This window comes from Methanococcus maripaludis C5 (genome assembly GCF_000016125.1).
In the GTDB taxonomy this organism is placed as follows: Archaea; AGJL01; Methanococci; order Methanococcales; family Methanococcaceae; genus Methanococcus; species Methanococcus maripaludis_D.
In genome coordinates, this window is record NC_009135.1 from 1570265 (window position 1) to 1592776 (window position 22512).

The 22512-nt window shown below is 30.6% G+C and carries 21 protein-coding genes; 9 read left to right on the top strand and 12 right to left on the bottom strand.

Annotated elements, in window-relative coordinates; all coding sequences use genetic code 11:
• Positions 1-3 precede the first annotated feature (3 nt).
• A complete protein-coding gene (locus MMARC5_RS08330) occupies positions 4-1113 on the top strand; it encodes a TIGR04013 family B12-binding domain/radical SAM domain-containing protein (RefSeq protein ID WP_011869377.1) in 1110 nt (369 codons plus the stop codon).
• 4 nt (positions 1114-1117) lie between these two features.
• Here the strand turns inward: MMARC5_RS08330 and MMARC5_RS08335 are convergent, their stop codons facing one another.
• The 4 genes from MMARC5_RS08335 to fni form a co-directional block, all read right to left on the bottom strand.
• Entirely contained in the window at positions 1118-1570 is a 453-nt protein-coding gene (locus MMARC5_RS08335; protein ID WP_011869378.1) for a DUF2118 family protein, read from the bottom strand.
• A 50-nt stretch (positions 1571-1620) separates the two neighbouring features.
• Positions 1621-2574 (bottom strand): polyprenyl synthetase family protein, encoded by a 954-nt coding sequence (locus tag MMARC5_RS08340; protein WP_011869379.1) that lies wholly within the window; start codon positions 2572-2574, stop codon positions 1621-1623.
• 13 nt (positions 2575-2587) lie between these two features.
• The gene (locus tag MMARC5_RS08345; RefSeq protein WP_011869380.1) at positions 2588-3934 is read right to left on the bottom strand and encodes an RNase J family beta-CASP ribonuclease; all 1347 of its coding nucleotides are present in this window, start codon (positions 3932-3934) and stop codon (positions 2588-2590) included.
• Positions 3935-4005: 71 nt separating this feature from the next.
• A complete protein-coding gene (gene fni / locus MMARC5_RS08350; protein WP_011869381.1) occupies positions 4006-5073 on the bottom strand; it encodes a type 2 isopentenyl-diphosphate Delta-isomerase in 1068 nt (355 codons plus the stop codon).
• A gap of 486 nt (positions 5074-5559) precedes the next feature.
• Between fni and MMARC5_RS08355 the strand changes: the two genes are divergently transcribed.
• Genes MMARC5_RS08355 through MMARC5_RS08375 form a run of 5 tightly spaced genes read left to right on the top strand, consistent with a single transcriptional unit; the run spans position 5560 to position 10518 of the window.
• Complete coding sequence (locus MMARC5_RS08355) at positions 5560-5841, top strand: Gar1/Naf1 family protein (protein ID WP_011869382.1); 282 nt, start codon at positions 5560-5562, stop codon at positions 5839-5841.
• 18 nt (positions 5842-5859) lie between these two features.
• Positions 5860-6879, top strand: a complete 1020-nt coding sequence (locus MMARC5_RS08360) for a transcription initiation factor IIB (protein WP_011869383.1) — start codon at positions 5860-5862, stop codon at positions 6877-6879.
• A 9-nt stretch (positions 6880-6888) separates the two neighbouring features.
• A complete protein-coding gene (locus MMARC5_RS08365; protein WP_011869384.1) occupies positions 6889-8547 on the top strand; it encodes a type II/IV secretion system ATPase subunit in 1659 nt (552 codons plus the stop codon).
• A gap of 11 nt (positions 8548-8558) precedes the next feature.
• Entirely contained in the window at positions 8559-9617 is a 1059-nt protein-coding gene (locus MMARC5_RS08370; RefSeq protein WP_011869385.1) for a type II secretion system F family protein, read from the top strand.
• A gap of 4 nt (positions 9618-9621) precedes the next feature.
• Positions 9622-10518, top strand: a complete 897-nt coding sequence (locus MMARC5_RS08375) for a type II secretion system F family protein (RefSeq protein ID WP_011869386.1) — start codon at positions 9622-9624, stop codon at positions 10516-10518.
• 6 nt (positions 10519-10524) lie between these two features.
• Here MMARC5_RS08375 and MMARC5_RS08380 read toward each other — a convergent pair whose 3' ends face one another.
• Genes MMARC5_RS08380 through MMARC5_RS08400 form a run of 5 tightly spaced genes read right to left on the bottom strand, consistent with a single transcriptional unit; the run spans position 10525 to position 14950 of the window.
• Entirely contained in the window at positions 10525-11109 is a 585-nt protein-coding gene (locus tag MMARC5_RS08380) for an HDIG domain-containing metalloprotein (RefSeq protein WP_011869387.1), read from the bottom strand.
• 9 nt (positions 11110-11118) lie between these two features.
• Complete coding sequence (gene tfe, locus MMARC5_RS08385) at positions 11119-11676, bottom strand: transcription factor E (protein WP_011869388.1); 558 nt, start codon at positions 11674-11676, stop codon at positions 11119-11121.
• Positions 11677-11679: 3 nt separating this feature from the next.
• Positions 11680-12729 carry an ATP-grasp domain-containing protein gene (locus MMARC5_RS08390; RefSeq protein WP_011869389.1) on the bottom strand — a complete coding sequence of 350 codons (1050 nt, stop codon included), beginning with the start codon at positions 12727-12729 and terminating at the stop codon, positions 11680-11682.
• 26 nt (positions 12730-12755) lie between these two features.
• Entirely contained in the window at positions 12756-13703 is a 948-nt protein-coding gene (gene mptA, locus MMARC5_RS08395) for a GTP cyclohydrolase MptA (protein ID WP_011869390.1), read from the bottom strand.
• Positions 13704-13723: 20 nt separating this feature from the next.
• Entirely contained in the window at positions 13724-14950 is a 1227-nt protein-coding gene (locus MMARC5_RS08400) for an AAA family ATPase (RefSeq protein WP_011869391.1), read from the bottom strand.
• A gap of 610 nt (positions 14951-15560) precedes the next feature.
• Between MMARC5_RS08400 and MMARC5_RS08405 the strand changes: the two genes are divergently transcribed.
• Positions 15561-16079 carry a helix-turn-helix domain-containing protein gene (locus tag MMARC5_RS08405; RefSeq protein ID WP_011869392.1) on the top strand — a complete coding sequence of 173 codons (519 nt, stop codon included), beginning with the start codon at positions 15561-15563 and terminating at the stop codon, positions 16077-16079.
• Positions 16080-16664: 585 nt separating this feature from the next.
• Here MMARC5_RS08405 and MMARC5_RS08410 read toward each other — a convergent pair.
• Together MMARC5_RS08410 and MMARC5_RS08415 are read right to left on the bottom strand one after the other, a co-directional pair.
• Positions 16665-17738 (bottom strand): helix-turn-helix domain-containing protein, encoded by a 1074-nt coding sequence (locus tag MMARC5_RS08410; RefSeq protein WP_011869393.1) that lies wholly within the window; start codon positions 17736-17738, stop codon positions 16665-16667.
• Between the two features lie 15 nt (positions 17739-17753).
• The gene (locus tag MMARC5_RS08415) at positions 17754-19772 is read right to left on the bottom strand and encodes an ATP-binding protein (protein ID WP_048058531.1); all 2019 of its coding nucleotides are present in this window, start codon (positions 19770-19772) and stop codon (positions 17754-17756) included.
• A 213-nt stretch (positions 19773-19985) separates the two neighbouring features.
• Between MMARC5_RS08415 and MMARC5_RS08420 the strand changes: the two genes are divergently transcribed.
• The gene (locus MMARC5_RS08420; RefSeq protein WP_011869395.1) at positions 19986-20618 is read left to right on the top strand and encodes a DUF4013 domain-containing protein; all 633 of its coding nucleotides are present in this window, start codon (positions 19986-19988) and stop codon (positions 20616-20618) included.
• Between the two features lie 53 nt (positions 20619-20671).
• The gene (locus MMARC5_RS08425; RefSeq protein ID WP_011869396.1) at positions 20672-20998 is read left to right on the top strand and encodes a zinc ribbon domain-containing protein; all 327 of its coding nucleotides are present in this window, start codon (positions 20672-20674) and stop codon (positions 20996-20998) included.
• 44 nt (positions 20999-21042) lie between these two features.
• Here MMARC5_RS08425 and MMARC5_RS08430 read toward each other — a convergent pair whose 3' ends face one another.
• The gene (locus MMARC5_RS08430; protein ID WP_011869397.1) at positions 21043-22491 is read right to left on the bottom strand and encodes a cobyrinic acid a,c-diamide synthase; all 1449 of its coding nucleotides are present in this window, start codon (positions 22489-22491) and stop codon (positions 21043-21045) included.
• Positions 22492-22512: the final 21 nt, after the last annotated feature.

Here is a 22512-nt window from a genome sequence, read left to right on the forward strand (position 1 = left end):
GTTATGATTGGATTTAGAATGACTTCGAAAAACAAGTACAGTATCTCAAAATTATATCCGTTGGTAGGCGGGAGTTTATTCAAAGAATTTAATGAAATAATTGAGAATTTAGATTCTTTAGAGATAGTGATATATTCATTTATGAGTATGCAGGAAAAAGAAGTTTTAAACGAAATAAACGAATTAAAAAAACTTAAAAGAGATATTATTTTAATCGCTGGAGGCCCTCACCCATCAGGATGTCCAGAAGATACCTTAAATATGGGTTTTGATCACGTTATAATTGGTGAAGGAGAAATTTCGCTACCGAATCTTATAAACTCCATAAAATCAGGAAAAACCCCTGAAAAAATAATAAAAGGAATACCAATTGAGAATTTTGAGGATTATGAAAAAATCTGGCCCCTTGCACCAATAGAAATTACAAGAGGATGTCCATACAACTGTAGATTCTGCCAAACTCCGCAGATATTTGGAAAAAATATACGACATAGAAGTATTGAAAGTATCGTAAAAATTGTAAAAACTATGGGGGATATCAGGTTTGTAACTCCAAATGCATTTTCATATGGGTCTAAAACCGGAACGAAACCAAATATCGAAAAACTAGAAAAATTGATGAAACACCTTTTTGAAATTAAAAAAAGGCTATTTTTTGGAACGTTTCCCTCAGAAGTGAGGCCTGAATTTGTAACTTCAGAAACCCTTGATTTGATAAATAAATACTGTGATAATAGATACATTCATTTTGGAGCACAGAGTGGTAGTGATGAAGTTTTAAAACATATAAGACGTGGCCACACAGTTTCGGATGTTATAAATGCAGTTGAAACTTCTAAAAAATGCGATTTGATTCCAAAAGTTGATTTTATATTTGGTTTTCCAAATGAAACAGAAATTCAAAGAAAAGAAAGTATCGATTTGATGAAATACATTATAAAAAAGAATGGAAAAGTACATGCACACTACTTCATGTCGCTTTGTGGAACTTACTTTGAAAATAGTACTCCAGAACCTCTTGAAAAGGAAATTCTAGATATTTTGGGAAAAATGGCGAAAAAAGGACAGATTACGGGTTCCTGGGGATACCAGTACTCGAAAAATTCAGAATGAAAAATTATTCTTCAAGCATGTAAAATACGTAGTTTGCTCTTTCTGAAGGGATTTCATTCATGAATATGACGGTTCCACTTATGGGGGAATTAGCGTACCTCAAATCTCCTTTTTTACTTTTGAGTGTTGCGAGTCTGTACCCTTTTAAAACCCTGAAACCAAAATCCATTATTGGATAAACTTCATAACCTTCTGCAACTACGGAAACAAGTTTTGTTCCTGCTTTAAGATAAGTAAATGTGTGTTTATCAGGATATTGAATTAAAACATCTTTTTTTAGCTCGTCTAAACTCAAATATTTGGCTAAATCATCATAAATTACCCGATAAAGAAGTTTGCCATTTCCAGAATATTCTTCATTTTCTTCTAAAAAAATTATTGCATTTCCATCTTTTTCGATTGCGACACGGTCGCCATCGTTTAATTCTCCTTCAACGTAAATTTTAGGAATTTTCATTAAAACACCTTTAAATTTTAAAAAAAGATAAAATAGTTAATTAAAAATAATTAGTGAATTCTTTCAATGATAAAATCAGCAATGCTTTCGAGATTCTTTCTTTTTTCCGCATCAAATATTTTTAAGTAATCTTTAGCTTCTTCTGTCGCTTTTTTCATTGTGTTTTTCGCGTATTCGATAGAATCTGCTAAAATTGCAATTGCTTCGGAAACTTCATCAGCTGTTGCATCTTTGTTTCCCAAAATTTGTAATAATCTTTCTTTTTTATCTTCAGAAAGGTTTTCCATTGCGTAAATTACCATCATTGTCTTTTTACCTTCGACAATGTCACTTCCAACAGGTTTTCCGATTGTTTTTTGATCCCCAATTAAATCTAAAACATCATCCTGAATTTGGAAAGTCATTCCAATTCTTTTTGCGTAATTACAAAGTGCTTTTCTTTCTTCAGGAGTACAGTTTGCCATAACTGCCCCGATTTCTACAGGAGCTACAATTAAAGCACCTGTTTTTTTGGAAATCATGTCAAAGTACTCGTCTAAAGTAGGAAATCTTTCTTCAAATTCCATGTCGTCAGTTTGTCCTTCACAAACTTCAACACAGGCTTTTGAAAGCACTTTTAAAACTTCATGAGCCTTTTTACTGTCTTCAATATTTGAAAGAGCTTCGAAAGCTTTTGCATATAATAAATCTCCAGCTAAAATTGCAATTGGTTCACCATAAATCGTGTGAACTGTTGGCATTCCTCTTCTTTGGTCATCGTTATCCATTATATCGTCGTGGACTAACGTATAATTATGAATTAATTCAACAGAAAGTGCTGGTGCCAGTATTTCAGTAATATCATCTTTTTTCAAGAGATATGTTATAATTGAAAGGTAAGGCCTTACTCTTTTACCGCCTGCAAGTAAAAGGTGTTTTGACGCACCATAAAGTTTAGTATCCTTTTCCATATATTTTTTGAGTTCAGAATCGATTTTTGACAATATTTCCCTATCAAACACCATTATAGCACCTCTATTAAATTACTCTTTCGAATTTCAAACTTTGACCGTTTCTGAGTAAGTGTACATCTTCACCGAGTCTGAATCCTTCTTCTTCTGCTAATTTAGCATATGATGACGTTAAATTAAAATCACCGTGAGCAGGTATTAAGTGTTCTGGTTGTAACCATCTTAATATGTCCCTGTGATCTTCTTTTGCCGCGTGTCCAGATACGTGAGCTCCTTTAAATAACCTGACTCCTGCTAACTTTAACCTTGCCTCTAATAAATATCTTTGTGCCGCATTCATGGGGTTTGGAATAACATCTGCTGAAAATACAACCTGATCGTATTTTTCAAACCTGAATGCTGTTTTATTAGTTGCCATTCTTGATAAAACCGCGCCTTCTTCACCTTGGTGTCCTGTAACAATCATCAGATAGTTTTCTTTTCCGTCTTTCATTACCTGATGGAAAGTTTTATCGATTGATGAAGGGTCCCAGCAGATTTTTGTTTCTTTTGGGAATTTAACTAACCCAATGTCTTGTGCAATTCCGCAGTATTTTGACATTGATCTTCCAACAAGCACTGGAATCCTACCCATTTTTGATGCGATATCTGTAATAGATTTGATTCTTGCAATGTGTGACGAAAAAGTAGTTACTACCACAGCATTGTCTTCATTGTCAGTCCCTAAAAGGTCGTTTTTCAAAAGGTTTGCAGCGACTCCTTCTGATGCTGTTTTTCCTTCGTAATCAACCCTCGTACTTTCTGAAACCATTGCAATTACGCCCTGTTTTCCAATTCTTTTTAATGCCCTGTAATCTGGTTTTTCGCCAACTACTGGGAAATTATCAAATTTAAAGTCGTTTCCATAAACCACTGCACCGTAAGGTGTGTGAAGAACTGCCATTGCAGCATCAGGAATACTGTGTGTAATTTTTACAAATTCTAAAGTAATATTTGCTGTTAAATCTAATTTATTTCCGTTTTCTAAAGTGATTAGAGGATTTCTAACATCAAATTTCTTTTCGCTTAAAATTTCTCTTTTTACGAGTTCTAAAGTATATGGAGTTCCAATAATTGGAGCGTTGTACCTGTGCGCAAGTTTTGTAATTGCTCCGATGTGGTCGAGGTGTCCGTGCGTTAAAACAATTGCCTTAACCTCTCCTTCAATATTTTTCATTACTGTATCGTCTGGAATTACGCCCATCTCGATTAAGTTTAAACTGTGCATTTTTGAGATGTCTGTATCCTCGTGAATCATTATCCTGTCGAGTCTGACACCCATGTCGAAAATTATGATCTCACCGTCGATATTTACGGCAGTCATGTTTCTTCCGACTTCCTCGTATCCACCTATTGCGACTACTTCTAACTGCAAATTATCACTTCCTTTTTTAAATACCTGAATAAATAAGATTGAAAAAATTCCGATGGATAATATTTAAATTATTAAATCTGATCATTCCAATTCTTTAAATCGCCTTTTAAAATATATCTGGCAGATTTTAGTTCGTTTATATTATTACTACCTGTTAAAAACATTGTAGTCTTTAATTCTTTAATCATTCTTTCAAGCACAGTTGTAACAGCTTCTGAAGACTTTAAGGCTGCTTTTAAAATTGGTAAAGCAGTTCCACAGCAGTTTGCACCAATTGCAATTGATTTTGAGATATCGATTCCAGTCCTGATTCCGCCTGTTGCAATTATTGGCCCTGAAAAGACCGACTTTACTTCCAGAACTGATGCGGCAGTTGGAATTCCCCAGTTAAAATACTGGTTTGAAAAATTCTTCTGCTCTTCATCTTTTATTCTGTAAAGTTCCACGGCAGCCCAGGAAGTTCCACCGCTTCCGCCAACATCTATCGCGTCAAAACCCATTTCTTTTAAAAAAATGGTGTCTTTTTTTGAAAATCCTTCGCCAACTTGCTTTGCGATAAATGGGATTTTTCCATGAAGTTTATTGTATTTTGAAATTATTTCTTTTAAAATATTAAGTCCTTTGAAGTTTACATCGCCTTCGGGCTGTATTGCTTCTTGTAGTGGGTTGAAATGAATTGCCATTGCATCTGCGTCAATCATTTCTACAGACTTTGAAATAATTTCTTCGTCCCATGAATCTTCCACAAAGTTAACTGCTCCAAGATTTCCAATAATTAAAGAGGAAGTGTGATCCCGTACAACAGAATAGGTGTCTTCAAGGTAGCTTTTTGATATAGCAGCCCTTTGAGAACCTACGCCCATACCTAAATTCAGTTCCTCGACAGCAATAGCAATATTTTTATTGACTTCCTTTGCTTTAGGATGTCCACCAGTTATTGCTGCTACTATTAACGGAGCATTTAATTTTTTTCCAAAAATTTCGATAGATGTATCGATATCGTCTAAATCGCAGTTTGATATACCGCTGTGAATTAATTCAACGTCCTCAAGAAGGGTTCCTTTTTGATACTCCACATCACAGTGGTCGCACACAATAAGGTGTTCCAACTTTCTATATTCAATGCTATTACTATTCACGAATAACCACCTATATATTATTATCTAAAGTCCGAAAATTACCTTTATAAAAACAAGGTAAGTAAATGATAAAAAGCTTTTCTAGATAAAAACAAAAAAAGAATATTGGATTTTTAATTTTAAATTTTTTAATGGATTTAAATTCGGCCTGTTTTTTTAGATTTTATATTAAATAGGTGGTAAAAAACATATTTTGTGTTACCCCAAACTTATCTTATTTTTTAAATACTTTTGGGTTATTTATGAATCCCATTACTAAAATACTGGGGCTTTTGTACATAGTATATAAAATGATTTGTGATTTCACTACTTATCTCTTTTCTGGTTCCATTTCGTTCTTAGAATTGCAATCCTATTTCTTAAATTATATATATACTTTTCGAAATATATAAATAGTATCGTGCGAAAACTATATATGAATCGATTTTATTGTTAAATATTCATAATTTTCGATATACGGTAATCATTCGATTTGGGGGAATCTCGTTGGAAAAAATAAATATATTGCACAGAACTCCAAAAGGAAAAATAATTGGGCGTGTTAAAAAACAGCCTCGTTTTAATTCACCTGTTGGAATAAAACTTAAAGATAAAATTAAAAAGATCGGTAAAATTTACGATGTATTTGGACCTGTTGAAGAACCTTATGTAAAAATAATCCCCTATAGTGAAGAGGACGCGGAAAAAACCTTGGAATCCGATCATGTTTTTGTTATGAATGAACAACCCAAAAAACAATCTCGAACCCGTAAAAAAGGAAAAAGATAACTTTAAGACGGTGTTACCATGAAAGTCGAATCTGTTGTAAAAGAAGAAACCAAAAAGCCTGAAAGAAAGATTAAATTAGCTATTGCAAAACCTGAAGATTACTCAAATAAAAATGTAATTTTGGAAAAGGAAGAAGAATTAATCTGTCCTGTTTGTGGTAGCAAAAGCATTATTAAAGACTATGAAAGGGCTGAAATCGTTTGTGAAATGTGTGGATGCGTTTTACAGCAAAACTTATTTGATGTAGGTCCCGAATGGAGAGCATTTGATCACGAACAGCGTGTGAAAAGAAGTAGGGTAGGGGCTCCAATGACATATACAATCCACGATAAAGGTTTATCAACAGTTATCGACTGGAGAAATAAAGACAGCTATGGAAAAGATATTTCTGCAGATAAAAGAGCTCAACTCTATAGATTAAGAAAATGGCAGAGAAGAATCAGAGTTTCTGATGCATCTGAAAGAAATTTAGCTTTTGCACTTTCTGAACTTGACAGAATCGCATCAAAATTGGGTCTTCCAAGAAACGTTAGGGAAAACGCTGCAGTTCTCTACCGGGGCGCTGTAGAAAAGGGATTAATTAGAGGAAGAAGTATCGAAGGGGTTGCCGCCGCTGCACTCTATGCTGCATGTAGAAGATGTAAAGTTCCACGAACTCTGGACGAAATTGCAGAAGTTTCTAGAGTTGATAGAAAAGAAATAGGAAGAACTTATAGATTTATTTCAAGAGAATTAAATATCAGGCTTGCTCCAACAAACCCTGTGGATTACGTTCCTAGATTTGCTTCAGAATTAAAACTCCCCGGAGAAGTAGAATCAAAAGCAATTTCAATACTGCAAAAAGCAGGGGAAAAAGGCCTTACCAGCAGTAGAGGTCCTACGGGAGTTGCCGCCGCTGCAATTTATATTGCAAGTGTTTTACAAGGAACTAGGAGAACCCAAAGGGAAGTTGCAGATGTTGCAGGCGTTACTGAGGTTACAATAAGAAATAGATACAAAGAACTAACAGAACATTTAGATATTGATGTAACATTATAAGGTGATTATATGGGGCTTTTTGACAGGATTCAAAATAAAGATTCTAAACCCAATGTCGCTAAAAAGAATAATAGTTCTGAAAATGTATCTGGAACCCCAAATTTATTCGATAAAACTGAAAAAGTTGAACAAAAAAAAACTGAAATAAAAATGGGATTTTCAGTATCGGATAAAGTGAAAAAACAACCTGTTGAAACATTTGAAAGAGAGTCTACTGGATCTGTACTCGATAAATACTTCGTAAAAGTTGATGATATTGATTTTGACGTAATTATTGAAAAAGAAGATGGCATTACGAAATACAAAATTCCGGAAATTACCTTAATGAATACTGCTCTTGCAAAATTTTCTGATTTAGATATTAAAACAATAAAATCTGAACTTTCAGAATCTACAATTCAAAAAATCGGACAAATTCAAGGCTACATTAAAAACTATTCTGAAAAAAATAACTTACATTTAAGAGATATTGAAATACTCCACCTATCACATTATTTTTATTTAATAATTGGAAAATTAGGACTTTTAGAAATTCCATTAAATGATAGTAAATTAGAAGAAGTAATGGTAAATGGGGTTGAATTACCTGCATTTGTATTCCATAGAAAATATCAGATGTGTGAAACGAATGTTCGACTAGATAGGCACGAAGCTACCAGGGTTGTTGAAAGTATTGCATATCTTGCAGGTAGGAGCATTGATTCGAGAACTCCGATGCTTGATGCATTTTTACCCGACGGAAGTAGGGTTAACGCCACTATGGGAGATGTCACATTAAAAGGAAACACCATTACAATTCATAAATTTAGTGAAGACCCATTAACTATTGTTGATTTGATTAATTTCGGAACCTTTGATTTAGAACTCGCTGCATTTCTTTGGCAGGCTGTCGAAGGATACTTTGGTGCAAAACCTGCAAACACCTTGATTGTTGGGGGAACAGGTTCGGGTAAAACCACTACATTAAATGTAGTTTCAATGTTTTCGATGTATACTGATAGGATTGTAACTATTGAAGATACTCCAGAGTTACAGGTTCCACTAACACACTTGATAAAAATGATTACAAGACCTGGAAGGCCGGGGGTCCAAGGCTATGAAATTACGATGGATGATTTAATTAAGAATTCCTTAAGGATGAGACCAGATAGGATCTTTGTAGGGGAAGTTAGGGGTAGTGAAGCTCATTCATTGCTTGTTGCAATGAACACTGGACATGATGGATGTTCTGGAACCCTGCACGCAAACAGTGCTGATGAGGCAATTATCAGATTGGTAAATCCGCCAATGAACGTTCCAAAAGTTATGATGTCTTCAATCGACTTTATTATAAACCAGCAACGTATCAAACGTAATAAAAAAACTGTTAGAAGAATCCTCGGTGTTGTTGAAATCGGAGGAAGTGGGGAAAATATTACAAAAACTGAACTCTTTAAGTACGATGGAATAAGCGACAGTGTTGTAAAAACTGGGATTTGTATGTGGGAAGAAGATGTATGCCAGATTGCAGGTATTACTCGAGATGAATTAATGGATGATCGGATTAATAGAAAGAAAGTACTAAAATACATGGTGAACAATAATATTAGTGATATTAAAAAAGTTGGCGATGTAATTAAACAATATCAGGAAAATCCAGAAAATGTATTGAAACATATGTTGGAATGATCGTGGTTTAGATGAAAGTAAAAACTGAAAAAAAACAGAGTATTTTCGATAAACTAACCAATATATTAAAAAGAGTTAAAACTCCGAAAAAAAGAAAAGTATCACGAGTTGGAAGATCCGAATACTTAAAAAAAATATTTGAGAGAAAAACAGAAATAGAACATGATGATGATATTTTAGAGTTTTATGAACCTTATATTGATGAAACTCCGGAAGTAAGTATTGATTTGGACGATTTACTTTTTGAAAAGGGGGAATTTGGTGCATTAGGGGGATATTCTAGATCTTTTTCATACTGGGTTACAAATACGTCATTTTTACCATCTAAAAGAGATTATCAATATGCCGGTATTGCTGATGAACGAGTTTATTTCTTAAAAATGATGATTGTGGCCATTAGTGTAATTATTTTGTTTATATTGTATGGAATATTAATAGGTAATATAATTTCAAGTTTTTTGAATGGGGCACTTTTAGCTGTGATTGTTGTTATTGGAGGCATATTTTATCCAAAACTAAAATTAACCTTGTTTAGGGGGGAAATTAAAATTCAAGTCTTGATGAGTATTTTGCACCTTATTTCCATGCTAAATTCAGGCGCGTCTATTCAGGAATCTTTGAAAAATATTGCAAATAATCCAGAATATGGAATTACTTCTTTTGAATTTAGAAGTGTTATAAAAGATATTAATCAGGGTGGTTATAACTTCGTAGAAGCGCTTGAAAGGGCCAAATTAAGAACTAAAATATTTATAATGAGACAGCTTTATGATCAGCTTATTCTTGCAGCAAATAAAGGTGGAACTCAGCTTTTACTTGAAAATTTATATAATGAAATAGTTAGAGAATCTTTATCAAAAATAGACAGTTCAAAATTCCAAATATCAAATTTAGGTAACTTAATATTTGGTATTGGATTAATTATTCCCTTTTCCGGGATGATACAATCTGCATTAGGTGCTCAGCAAGGATTTGACGGCATTATAAATGCAGTTGATCTTGTAATGGGAAAAATAGGATTAATGTCAACAGTTATATTTACCATCTTTATTAAAATGAAGATTGAGTGAAATTATGGATGTCAAAAAATACCTAGATCATTTTTACCATGTTTTGATTATAAGGAATTTGAGAATACTGAAAAAAACAGGTCGAAAACTTGATGAACGGGTATTTATAGGTATTTTGTTAATCATTACTGTTTTGCCGATTTTGTTGAAAATATTCTTAGGTTTCACATTAAAAACCACATTAATATTGACTTTCGTATATTTAGGTTCTGTTCTTTCACTACCTACAATAATGTATGAATCTAAAATGGATAAATTTGACAAAAATATACCAAAAGCCCTTTATGTGATGGTTTTATCACTTGATTCTGGACGTTCTGTTGTTGAAGCGATAAATGAAGTTATAAGAAGTGGAATTCCTGAAGTAGATGTCGTATTCTCAAAAGTAGTCACTTTGATGACTGAAAGAAAATTGAGTTTTGAAGATGCAATGATTCTTGTTTCAAATTCACTTGATTCAAAGATTTTCAGGCAGGTTGGAAGGTTGATTATTGAAAATAGAAAGTATGGTGGGGAACTTGCAGATACATTGAAAAAACTTGCTAAAACACTTGAAGATCTCCAGAATTTAAAGTCCCAGCTTATGAGTGTAACTGCAAATGGTCTTGCTGTTGGTCTTATTATTCTTTGTGGTGTGATTCCTGCAACTGCAGGTTTGATAGGTGGTTATTTAACCGTTATATCACAATTAGCACCAACAATGCCTTCGGTTGAAGCTTCGCAGATTTCAAAAGCTATTGAAACGATTCAGATAGGTTCTGGATTATTCGGACTCTTCTTTGCAGTTCCTTTGTTTGGTTTAAAAATTAATAGGATGATAATTACTTGTTCAATATGTATGACTTTTGCAATTGCCACATTTTACGCCGTTTTAAGACTTACTGGAATGTTATTTGCTTAATAAATATTAATTAATTAAATTATTTATTTCTAAATATAATAAATAAACTTTATTTACAACTTCTAAATTAGTTCTTTTTTTAAATTTATTAATTACAAAATCAATGTCAACTCTCAAATATCCTGAAATCAAATTATCTGCATTTGCGATCACTTTTTCTTCCAAAGTTTCTGGAATATAATCTTTTTCGGGCAAATTTAATTTTTTTGCTTCTTTTTTGGAAATTCCTGCACCAATATGTCTTTCAGCAATTTTAGCATATTTTTCATTGAATTTATTTTTTAATAATATTTTAGAACCAATTATTCCGTGATCGATACTATGACTTTTACTTCTCCCAATATCATGTAAAATAGCGCCTAAAACAGCTGTTTTTAAGTCAAAGTCATATCCCTTCTCGATTAAATTAATTCCAAACTCATGAACGTAATCAGCTACTGCGATACTATGTAATACTACATTTTTTTCGCAATTTTCAGCTAAAAAAGTTAAATATTCGTTAAAAAGAGGTATTTTTTGTAAATCTTTAAAATTTGAAAATTTTTCAGATAATATGGTGTCATCTATTGAGTCCATTAAAACAGTTTTCATGAACGCACCTTAATATGCAGAAAAGAGAGGATTTTTAGTAAATTCGTCCTCTAAATAATTAATTTGCTCTTTTAATAGTGAAATATCTTTTTTATTATCATACTCGTACATCATTCCACCACATTGTGGGCATCTAAATCCACTGTCCATTGCATCTTCAAATGTAAATTTAATCTCACAATCAGAACAGAAGAAAAACATGTTTGTCTCTTCCATTTCAAGCTGTTCTTTTAAACCATTGAGTACGTTTTTCATCTTTTTAGCAACTAATGCAGGAACTTTTTCGAGGGATGGTTTCCATGTGTATGTATACCAGTTTGTCTCTTCATCTTTTTCCCTATTGTAATCTACAAGCCTTGCCTCATATAATTTGTAAAGTATTCTTCTAATGTTGTTTAATTTTACGTCTAACTGTCTTGAAATTTCATCATCAGTTACTTCATTAGTATTGATTAATACTGACAACACGTCAAAACCAACAACATCTTCATCCATTATTTCGAAAAGTACCTGTTGTATTAGTGGGTTTTCGAGCATTGTAAATATCTCATCTTTTGATAAATTCATGTTTCATACACCTCTTAAAATACCGCTCTCCATTTCTCTTACATCAGCCATGTTTCTTCCGATTATTGTAGCCACAGGTTCTCCCCCTTCGACATAAGCTCCTTTTTGAGGAATATCTCTTATTAAAGGATTTTTGTCGATGGAATATGATGAACCTTTGTTTGAAAAAACTATTTTTTTAAAAAAACAGTCTTTTGGCTTTACAGATTTATTTTCGAGAATTGCTTTTGAAAGATTGTATTTTGAAGATAATTCTATTGTTTCATAAGTTCCCAAAATCCTAGGGTTTACTTCAAGAATATATGGAAACCCATCCTTTAGCATGAAATCAATCCCATTCATACCCAAAAGATCCAGCGAATCCATTAAATCCTTAAAATCCTGAATTGTTTCGTTTTTCAAGTTCGGAACATAGGGGGATATGTTTCCTACATAGATATTGTTATTTATCAATTGCTTGTTAAAACATAAAAAATTTGAACCGATAAATGAAGCACTGTACGATTCAGATTTAATATACTCCTGAACCAGTACAGGATATTTTATATCCAAATTATCCGTATTTTGAAAATCTATATTAGTTACACCGATTCCGCCGCTACCTAAAATAGGTTTTACAACTACAGACTTTAACTCCGATAAGCATTTTTCAAACTGGTATTTATTATTTACCAAATGTGTGATAGGTATGTTAAAGCCTAAATTTTCCAATTTCTTTACGGTTTTATATTTGTCACTTATATTTTTAATCCTTTTGGGTGAATTTCCTACAACGTCCCAATTTGGCGTTTTTGAATTTTTGCTCTCAAATATTCCAGAACATATAAAAATACAATCTACCAAATCCACATATTCTTTTGAAAGATCCAATAATTCTTTTTCAGAATATTTATCTACAAAATGTCCGTGAAATTTATCATTTACCAAATATTTCCTGTGATCAGCATTTAGATCTACGGGGTTGTAGTGAGAAACTGAATAAACTTCAAAATTTAGTTTTTTTAAAGAATTTACAACAGGACGGGTATTTACCCCTACAACGAGAGCTTTCATAAAACCACTAAAAAAATAAATCGAAATTAATTTGTTAAAGTTTTAAGTTCGTCCCTTAATTCCCGTATTGTAGAATTTCTCTCTGCAAAAGCGTCATGTCGGTGTATACTCTCTTTATTTACCTGCCTTACAAGAACTTGTGTGTCTTCTGGAAGATAATCAAAAACATCAACTACTCTTTTTATCATTTCTCTTGCACAGTCTTCAACGAATTTTGGATTTTTGTGAGCTGCCTCAACAACAAAAGCTTCGTCACTTCTTTTCAAAAGCTCGTAAACTTCTCCACTCATTGAATTTTTGATTATTTTGATTATTTTTGAAATTCCAACAGCGTATCCATTCGGAACTTCAATCATAACAGTTCCAATTCCTCTTTGATTATGTGTTGCAATAGTAACTGAATCAAGGATTTTTTCGATTTCTTCACTTGAAAATCCTTTTTCTTTTAAATTAGCTACTGCATTTTCTTTTAACATATTTTGAGCACATGGGCATGCTGTAATTCCAACTACCTCTGCACCAACCATTTTTTTTACAGCTATTTTTCCATTTTCGTCTTTTACACCATATGCTCTTGCAATTATCTTTCCAATCTCTTGAGAGTCTTTTTGTGTTACAGGAGATTTTTCTTCCATCATATAATCGCTGTAAAGCATTATTTCAGCTCTTGTTGCATATTCGTGTTTTTCAAATAGCTTCATAACTATCTCAACAGATAAATCTTCAACACCATAGATTTCCTTTTCTAAAAGTATGTTTTCAACCACTTCTTCAATTACTTCGGGGCTTCTTGACATATGAATCCCTTTTTGTGAACTTGGAAGATCAACAAAAACTTCGAAGGTTGGAAGGAGAACAATATCTCTTTTATTTTTTCTTTTTAATTTTACGAGTTTTTTTAGGTTTGTAACACCAACTCGAGTTAATGAAACCTTGATATCAGGTTCTGTTGCCTGAACGTCATTGCATTGCATCAAAAAACACCTGAATTAATTTACGAAATATCTTCTTTTGTTATCAAAACATCCTTTAATTCCTTTGATAAAGTGTAGTACACATTATATCCATCTCTTTCTTTATAAATATACCCCATTTCATAAATATCTGAAAGGTGCGTTCCGATGGTTCCCGTTGAATTGTTCAAAATTCCTGAAAGCTCAGTTACTGTAGAACTTCCACCAAGTTCAGCCATTGCTTTTATTATTTTTGATTGAGCTGGTGTTAAGTGGTTTAAGATCTGGTGTCCGACACTTATTCCGAGATTTTTCATTGCATTCTTTGCAATTTCATCATCTATTTCACTTACCCCATTTTTAAGAGCAAGAGAAACTGCTTCAGAACAAGTCATTATAATTCTTCTTGGAATTCCATCACATTCTTCAATTATTTTCTCAATACTTTGTTCTGAAAATGGTTCGTAGCCTTTTGCACCAGTTACTTGAGAATCTTCGAGTCTTCTTCTTATAAGATCATAAGCTTCTTCTTTTGTAAGTGGAGGCATGTTTATGATTTTTGGAATTCTATCTCTTATTGCAGGGGATATTTTTGTCAGATCTTCAACCATTGTTGGAGGCCCTGCTAAAAACGTTAAAATATCATCTTCATACAAAAATGAGTGGAAAAACTGTAAAAGTCCAAGACAGCTTCTTTTTGCAAACTGGTCTGCTTCGTCAATTAATATAACGCAGAGTTTGTTTTCTTCCTTTACTTCGTTTAAAAGATATTTCAAATCCCTTTCAATTTTTTCACGAGGATAGTGAACTGGTGTTTTATCACTATAATTACTGAGTCTTTTATAAATCTCAATAATTTTTTGTGAGTGCTTCATATAGTCAGATGAAAGAGTTCCATCCACTGAAAACAGATTGTCTTTAATAATTCCATACATTAATTGTATTAAAAACTGCCTTGCAGTGATTTGTGAAGCTTCTAGCTCAACAACCCAGTGGTTGTGCCTTTTTGAAGCGTAATACAATATATTTAGTATCGAGCTTTTTCCAATACCTTTTGTACCAACTATTGCAGCATTTGCAACACTACCATATTGTGCTGCACCTAAAATGTCCGCAATTTCAGAAAGTTCTGAAGTTCTTCCGACAAAAAATTTAGTATTACCACGAATCGGTTTTTCTGAAAATGGATTCGTTTTTAATTTTAAGCGATTCATTGATTTTTTTGATATTGATGATGCATTGTGAATAAATTCGATTGGATCTAACATAGGCCATATCCCTCCAGTATGAAAATAGTCCGAAAAGTTTCCCAAAATATATAATATATTATCTTTTTTATATGTTTCGAAAAGCCGAAAGTTTAAATTATAAAAATTAAAAATATTGTGAATATAAATTTAAAATTGGAAAAAATTGTGAATATAATATTTTTTTAAGAATATATTAAAAATAAACCGTTGTTTTTAACTAAAAATTAGTTTAATAGAATTACAAGATTATATAAATATATCACAATGATTATAAAATTAATTTTAATTATGGAAAATATACTATTTTTGTGAATATTAATTGTAAATATAAATTTAAAATTGGAAAAAATTGTGAATATAATAAATAATATATATTAAAAGAATTAATTAGTATTTAATTTAAAAATAAAATGATAAATACCAATATTAGACTAAAAATATGCTTAAAATATCAAGATATAATGAAAATAGTGTAATAAAATTAATATTCTAATTAATAAATTATATGAATTAATATAATGGTATAAAATATTGTGAATATAAATGAATATTTGGATTTAAACAATATTTAATTAGTAAATAAATAAAATATAGGTAAAATAATTAATTATTTGAAAATAGGGGTAGTATGGAAAATATTTTAAAAAAATTAGTAAGTACCGGTGAAAGAAAAAATATACTAAATAAACTTTTAAAAGGTCCTTGTTGTTGCGAAGATCTTTCAAAAGAATTAAAAATATCAAAAGGACTTCCACCAAGGTTTTTAAAATTATGTACTTCATTAAATATCGTTAAAAGAGAAAGAAATGGGCATAAAGTGTATTATTCGATAAATCCTGAAAATTATTTGAAAATATACAATATAATATCCAATGAAAACAAAAAAACTGAAGAAAAAAAGAGTTTAAAAGGAAATATTAAAAAAGATGAGTTTCAAACAACCCTTTCTGTTGAAAATACTAAAAATTATGAGATCAATAAAATAAACAATGGATTTGGGGGAACTACATTTATTTTAAACGGTAATGATACTTCTTTTGAAATATTTAAAACAGGTGATGAAAACTACTGGTGCGTATCGTGCCAGAGTGAAAATTGTGAACATGTTTTGTACTTGAAAAAAGCTTCTTCTAAAAATCGTGTTTAATTGTTTGATTTACTTTTGTTTTTTGATAATATTTTTAATTTTTAATAAACTATTTTATTAGATCTTTGGTTATTATTTTCGGGTTTTCGAATGTTGTGTATATAACAGGATTTTGTTTTGAAATTGATTTTTGAGAATTTTAGTTTTTTATATATTTAACTCAATTTTATGGATTTTTATAAATATATATTGATATATCATGTTTATTTAATAAAATAACAAATTTAAATTATTTATTTAATAAAATAATATGTTATTTAACTATATTTTATAATATAAAGTATTTTTTATTATTATATTATTTATTTAATTATTTTATTTTATTATTATACATATATAGATTAAAAAAGTAAAATAAATAAAACAAAATCAAAATTTTAAAATTAAAAACTCATTCAACACGATCCATATATACATCATGCTCGAAACACCGAAAAACAAAATAGTAATAAATTGTATTTTTTTTTAAAATTAAGATCTCAAAAAGTTGAAACAAACAGAAAACAAAACCAAACAATCTAATTAAAAAACATCAAAAATAGACAATTCTAAAATGATTAAATAAATATAAAAGATATATTAAATCTACCCAAATATCAAAAATCCATTAAACATTTCTGTATAGTTTTTTAAACTTGAATTATTAATTTCAAAAAATATATTTTTAAATTCAAAGTTTGATTTAATTATATTCCTAATAGTTTTTTTATCAATATTTAATTTAAACAAAATATTTTTATTCAATCTTCTTTTTTTAATAATATTCATCTCAACAAGTTCATTTAAATAATTATAAACTGTCGACTGACTGTATTCTAAAATAGCAGATATTTCTTTGATATTGAATTTTTTCAATAGAATTATTTTTTCAACAATATTTTTGTATTTTTTTGGAACTACTTCTGGAAGTATTCTTTTAGAATTTACTTTCAAATCTCTTAGATTTTTAAGGTCCCGTTTTGAATTAGCAAGTATTAAATCAATTACTTTTAAATTGCCAGAACTCAATTTCAAAAGTTCTTTTGAAACTTTTTCAGAAATCAAATTTCCTTTCTTTTTAGCATAATAAATTACTGCAGCAATACTGTTTGTTTTATAATCTTCAAAATTATTCTTTAAATACGAATAAGCTTCAAAAGGACATCTTAAAACAATACTAATTCCTTCATATTTTAGGAATCTTACAAATCTCTGAAAAGTTTTCAAATGATTCCATTTAGAAATGTCATGAAGATCAAACACCAAAACAGGGTTTAAAACCTTTAAAATAGTTATTAATTTACCCATCACTTTTTTAAAATTCCAATTATTAACGTCTTCGAATAAATCTCCAATTACTCGATACCATGCTTTTTTAGCCCTATAATAATTATTAACTGATTTATCAAAGTAAATTTCGTTCAAATATTCAAAAATATTATCCATTCCTTTGATTTCAGAGCTATTTTTAAAAAAAGTCATTTTATCTTTTAAAACATGTAAAATATTTAAAACAGTTCTTTTTAAAGAAGGGCTTCCGAGAGTCTTTAAAACAGGAATATTATGGATTATTTTACAGGTTCCAACAACATTACTATCCAAAACAGAGCTCCTGCTAACAGGCTGAATCCAAATATCATTTGTTGCATAGATCTCTGGTTTATTGTAAATAATTTCCATAATTTTCACAAATTTTTAAATTATTCTGTATTTTCCAGTTTTAGGTTCATCAATGTCCCCATTTTTAATCAATTTTTTAATCAAAGTTTGAACCTGCTCTTCATCAATTCCTTTTGATTTTCCGGATTCAATAATATCATCCATTAGTACAAGATCGTTATCATTCTTCTCGGCAAGTGCTTTAATTAAATCATAGACCCCCATCATTTTATTTCTATCTTTTCTTCCAACTCCTGAAATCTTATCGATATCAAACTGTCCGGTTTCATGATCGTATGCAATTTCCTTCAATGATTCTGTAATTATCGAAATAGCTTCTGAAGCATCCTCTTCATCCACAACATCTTTTAATTTTGCTTTTGAATGGGCTTCTGCAATACGAATCGCAGCTTCAAGCTGTCTTGCAGTAATTTGGGCCGCACCTTTTCTCATATTCAAATAAAAATCAGTAAGCAGATTTTCAGCACTTTCCGAGATTATCGGAGCTTTGGTTTTTGCATATTCAATATATTTTATAACAAAATCTCTGTCGATCAAAACATCATCAACGATAATATGGTCGAGTTTCATATTGTCCGAAACTTCTTTACTTAAATACGACCTGTGGACGTTGATAATATGTTTTGCAATTTCTTTATCTTTCGATCGGTCTGCTTCATCTTTTATAGGGAATATTAAATCAAACCTGCTGAGCATCGGTGCAGGAATATTAATCTGTTCAGGAATCGAAACATTTGGATCGAATCTACCCCATCTTGGGTTACATGCTGCAATAATTGCACATTCTGAAGGTAATTTTGCGTTAATACCACCTTTATTAATATGTATTGTTTGAGATTCCATAGCTTCCAAAACGAAAGTTTGAAGGTCCCGATTAACTGTAAGCTCATCAATACATGCAGTTCCTTTATTTGCTTTAACTAATAGACCAGGTTTAATAACCCATGTATCATCGCCAATTTCAGTTTTTTCACGGATAACTGCGGCAGTTAAACCGACACCTGATGCAGTAGTAACTGAACCATAAATATTTCCTGGAATTTCAGCAATTTTTCTAAGCATAACTGATTTTCCAATACCTGGATCGGTAATTAAAAGCAGGTGGCTGTCAGCTCTTTTATTTCCCTTTTTAACACCTTTAATCTGCTGCAAAAATATTGCTTTTTTAACAATATCATAACCCTTAATTTCTGGAATCATTCTGTCAGATAAAATATCAACTACATTTGGATTTTTACCAACTTTTTCGATATTTTTGATATCTTCTTCTGTTAAGTTCGCTTCGATTTTATCTTCTACAATTTCACAATGAATTCCTTTGATATATATGTCGTAAATCGGAATTTTCTTGTTTTTCTGGTTTTTTATTGGAATTCCTGTAACTTTTACACGTCCACAATATATTCCAGGACTGTGTTCTAAAAATACTGAAATGTACTTTGGAGGTTCTTCAGGGTCATCCATTGAATCAAGTGGTTGTTGTACTTTAATTTCTTGAAAATCAATATATTCAGATTCATCTTCAATTAAAGCCATATTTTGAGCACATTTTGGACAGAAAGGTTCAAAAGACATTTCAAAAGGATTTTCAATATCTTGAATTTTCTTTTCACCACAAGCAGTACAAACATAACTAGCTTTTTTAATTGCAGATTTTATTTTTGTCGCAATAACAACAATTCCCTCAAATTCAATTAATTTTCCAAGAGTACTACTTTTAATATCTTCAATGGTGTAAATTTGCTTTTTTTCCGATTTATTAAATTCTTCAGGGATATTTTTAACAGTAATTACAATATCGGGCTTTTCCGTTTTTATCGCGTAGTATGCATCACTGTAGCACTCTTCAAGGAGTTCGATTCCTTCTTTTGGGAGTTCTTCTAAAAACTCAATGAAGTCAATGACGCCGTGTTTATAGATATTATCTAGATCAATAGCTATTTTCTTTTTTTCAGAGATAATATCTTGAAAATTCAACGTTTTTAGACATTCTGTAAGTCTTGGCCGAATAGTTTGAATTCTTTTATCATCCATATTTTTCCACAAATATTACTGGTACCCTTAACTTATGTTTTCATATATTATATAATTTTCAAAATGTTTTTTGAAGGTTAAAAATTACTAATTTAAAATTAAAAATTCCTTAAAAACGCATTAAATATTTAAAAAACTTTTTTTAATTATTTTTAACAAAAAGTAAGAATTATATACTCGAAAATCCAACATTATACTGTATGGGGTGATACAATGGATTTTGAAAGAGCATTTAAGTTCCCGACGGACGATCCTAATTGGATCAAAAAAGTTGTTATTGGTGCGGTATTATCTTTAATTCCAATAGTAAACTTTATTTCATTTGGCTATGCGCTAGAACTTCTTAAAAATATAATTGATTCAAAAGAAGAACTTCCAGAATGGTCTGAATTTGGCGGTAAATTTGTAAAAGGGCTAGTTGCATTTATTATCATGTTCATATATATGTTAATTCCATCAATCATTTGGGTTGTATTCGGCGGTCTATCTATACTAACAATGTTTACTGGAAGTGACGAAGCAATTGTGGGGGGTATCGTTGGTTTAGGTATTGTGGGGCTAATTACATTTTTAGTTACGCTAATTATTGGATTTATTATTCCAATGGCTTATGCAAATTACATCGCATACGATGATTTTGGAGCAGCATTTAGGTTTTCCGAAATATTTGAAAAAATAAAAGATAATTTTTCAGATTACTGTATATTATATTTAATAGTAATTGTTACCGGTGCAATTGTTATATTTATAGCATCAGTAATTCCAATTTTGGGATTAATTATTGCGATATTTGTGGATTTTTACTTTTATTTGGTATATGCTTACATTATGGGAAAAATATATTAAGTAATACAAATAACCTTTTAAAAGACTTTTAATTATTTTAAGTGGGTGTTTATATGGAAACAAAATTCTGTTCAGAATGCGGGGAAGAAATAAATAAAAATGCAGAGATATGTCCTAAATGTGGGGTTCGCGTAATGGCGCCCAAATCAGAAAAAAATCCTGGTGTTGCAGCAGTTCTGTCATTTTTATTCGTTGGTTTAGGCCAAATATATAACGGACAAATTGGAAAAGGGCTTGTATTTATCGTTGTTCAGATTATAAACATCTTTTTAATATTTGTGGTAATAGGCTTCATTACTTATCCGCTTTTTTGGATATTTGGTATATATGATGCATATGATACAGCAAAAAAAATAAATAACGGTGAAATAAAAGTTTAAAAAAATAATATATTTTCTTTTTTTAAAATTTTAAAAATCAAGTTTTAGTTCAAATTTTTTAGTTTTTCAGACCAGATTTTTATATATTCTTCAAAAGATTTATGGTCTTCATTAACATTTCCAATATCAATTTTTGGAATATTTATTTCAAAATCGAGTTTCATCGTGGCGTTACAAAATTCCTCGTAATCGATTTCAACCTCTGGAATAAGCCCCCTTTTATTATCAACATTTACATTTAATTTATTCACACCAATTACATTAATATTTAAATCATCTGCAATTTTTTTAACTTTTTCAAATACTTCCTTATTATAAACTCTGTTTAATATAATTCCAGCAACATTAATACCCATTTCTTTCAATAATGAGTAATATGCCATACATTCAACAAAAGAACCTTCAATTCCGGTTTTACTGCACGATGATATAATATATACTGGAAATCCTAAAATTTTCGAAACTTCCGATCCACTGTAATTTTTCTTATTTAGGGCTCCGGTAAATGCACCCATCACGCCTTCTATAATGTAGTTATTATATTCAGAATTTTTAACAAATTCTAAAAATTCGGACGGTTCAGACCAGCCTCTATCAGATATTTTAATACTGCTAAATTTGGTCATAGGTTCTCTTAAAAGATAAAGTGAAGGCACAATATCTCTTACATCAGGACCTATTTTTGAAAAAAAAGTTTTTCCTTTTAATTTTGAGCAGATACTTGTTGAAAGAAAAGTTTTTCCGCTTTCAGAGCCTGTTGCAAGTAAAATTATTCCTTTTTTATCATTTGATTCATTTTTAAAATTTTCAGATATTTTGGACCTGTTTTTTAGTTTTTCTTTTAAAATCGAATTTTTCTTAAAAATTTCTTCCATTTCTTCTTCTTTAATATTCATATTTTTTAAAAAGTTTTCAACAACAAAATTATTATCAAGTAAATTGTGAACCATTGTTCCATATACTTTATTTTTAAAAACGCCAGACAAAATATTCTGTTTTCCAACCATTTTATAGTTTAATTTCTCAATTTCTGAAGTTGTCCATTTTTCAGTCGAATTATTGTTAATTTCAATATTTCCATATGTGTGGCAGTGAAAACCGTTTCCAAATTGATGTTTTTCACCAAATAAATTATTATTTTCAAAATTAAATTTTACTAAATCTGTACAAATAAGTGGTGAGAATTCGACATTTAAAAGACCAAGTCCTTCTTTTACTATTGGAACAGGGCTTTTTCTTCCAATATCGATTTTTTCAGAAAGTATCTGAAATCCACTACATATTCCAACAATATAATTATCAAAATCTAAAATCTGTTTTTTAAAATCATCAGTAAATGACCCACTTTCAACAATACTTCCCCCGGGTATTATCAGCATTTCAAGGTCTTTTATCTCAGAAATATTGTTTTCCCGAATAATTTTCGTTGGGAGATTTCCAAAGTTTTCAAAACAAGGTAGTGTTCCTTTAATGTCAATTAATCCAATTTCCATGGTTTTCCCCTTTAGAATGAA

Bases quoted from the DNA above. Each gene is read 5' to 3' on its own strand.
- MMARC5_RS08330 (WP_011869377.1), top strand. From the start codon at position 4: ATGATTGGATTTAGAATGACTTCGAAAAACAAGTACAGTATCTCAAAA.
- MMARC5_RS08335 (WP_011869378.1), bottom strand. From the start codon at position 1,570: ATGAAAATTCCTAAAATTTACGTTGAAGGAGAATTAAACGATGGCGAC.
- MMARC5_RS08340 (WP_011869379.1), bottom strand. From the start codon at position 2,574: ATGGTGTTTGATAGGGAAATATTGTCAAAAATCGATTCTGAACTCAAA.
- MMARC5_RS08360 (WP_011869383.1), top strand. From the start codon at position 5,860: ATGAAAGTCGAATCTGTTGTAAAAGAAGAAACCAAAAAGCCTGAAAGA.
- MMARC5_RS08365 (WP_011869384.1), top strand. From the start codon at position 6,889: ATGGGGCTTTTTGACAGGATTCAAAATAAAGATTCTAAACCCAATGTC.
- MMARC5_RS08370 (WP_011869385.1), top strand. From the start codon at position 8,559: ATGAAAGTAAAAACTGAAAAAAAACAGAGTATTTTCGATAAACTAACC.
- MMARC5_RS08375 (WP_011869386.1), top strand. From the start codon at position 9,622: ATGGATGTCAAAAAATACCTAGATCATTTTTACCATGTTTTGATTATA.
- MMARC5_RS08380 (WP_011869387.1), bottom strand. From the start codon at position 11,109: ATGAAAACTGTTTTAATGGACTCAATAGATGACACCATATTATCTGAA.
- tfe (WP_011869388.1), bottom strand. From the start codon at position 11,676: ATGAATTTATCAAAAGATGAGATATTTACAATGCTCGAAAACCCACTA.
- MMARC5_RS08390 (WP_011869389.1), bottom strand. From the start codon at position 12,729: ATGAAAGCTCTCGTTGTAGGGGTAAATACCCGTCCTGTTGTAAATTCT.
- mptA (WP_011869390.1), bottom strand. From the start codon at position 13,703: ATGCAATGCAATGACGTTCAGGCAACAGAACCTGATATCAAGGTTTCA.
- MMARC5_RS08400 (WP_011869391.1), bottom strand. From the start codon at position 14,950: ATGTTAGATCCAATCGAATTTATTCACAATGCATCATCAATATCAAAA.
- MMARC5_RS08405 (WP_011869392.1), top strand. From the start codon at position 15,561: ATGGAAAATATTTTAAAAAAATTAGTAAGTACCGGTGAAAGAAAAAAT.
- MMARC5_RS08410 (WP_011869393.1), bottom strand. From the start codon at position 17,738: ATGGAAATTATTTACAATAAACCAGAGATCTATGCAACAAATGATATT.
- MMARC5_RS08415 (WP_048058531.1), bottom strand. From the start codon at position 19,772: ATGGATGATAAAAGAATTCAAACTATTCGGCCAAGACTTACAGAATGT.
- MMARC5_RS08420 (WP_011869395.1), top strand. From the start codon at position 19,986: ATGGATTTTGAAAGAGCATTTAAGTTCCCGACGGACGATCCTAATTGG.
- MMARC5_RS08425 (WP_011869396.1), top strand. From the start codon at position 20,672: ATGGAAACAAAATTCTGTTCAGAATGCGGGGAAGAAATAAATAAAAAT.
- MMARC5_RS08430 (WP_011869397.1), bottom strand. From the start codon at position 22,491: ATGGAAATTGGATTAATTGACATTAAAGGAACACTACCTTGTTTTGAA.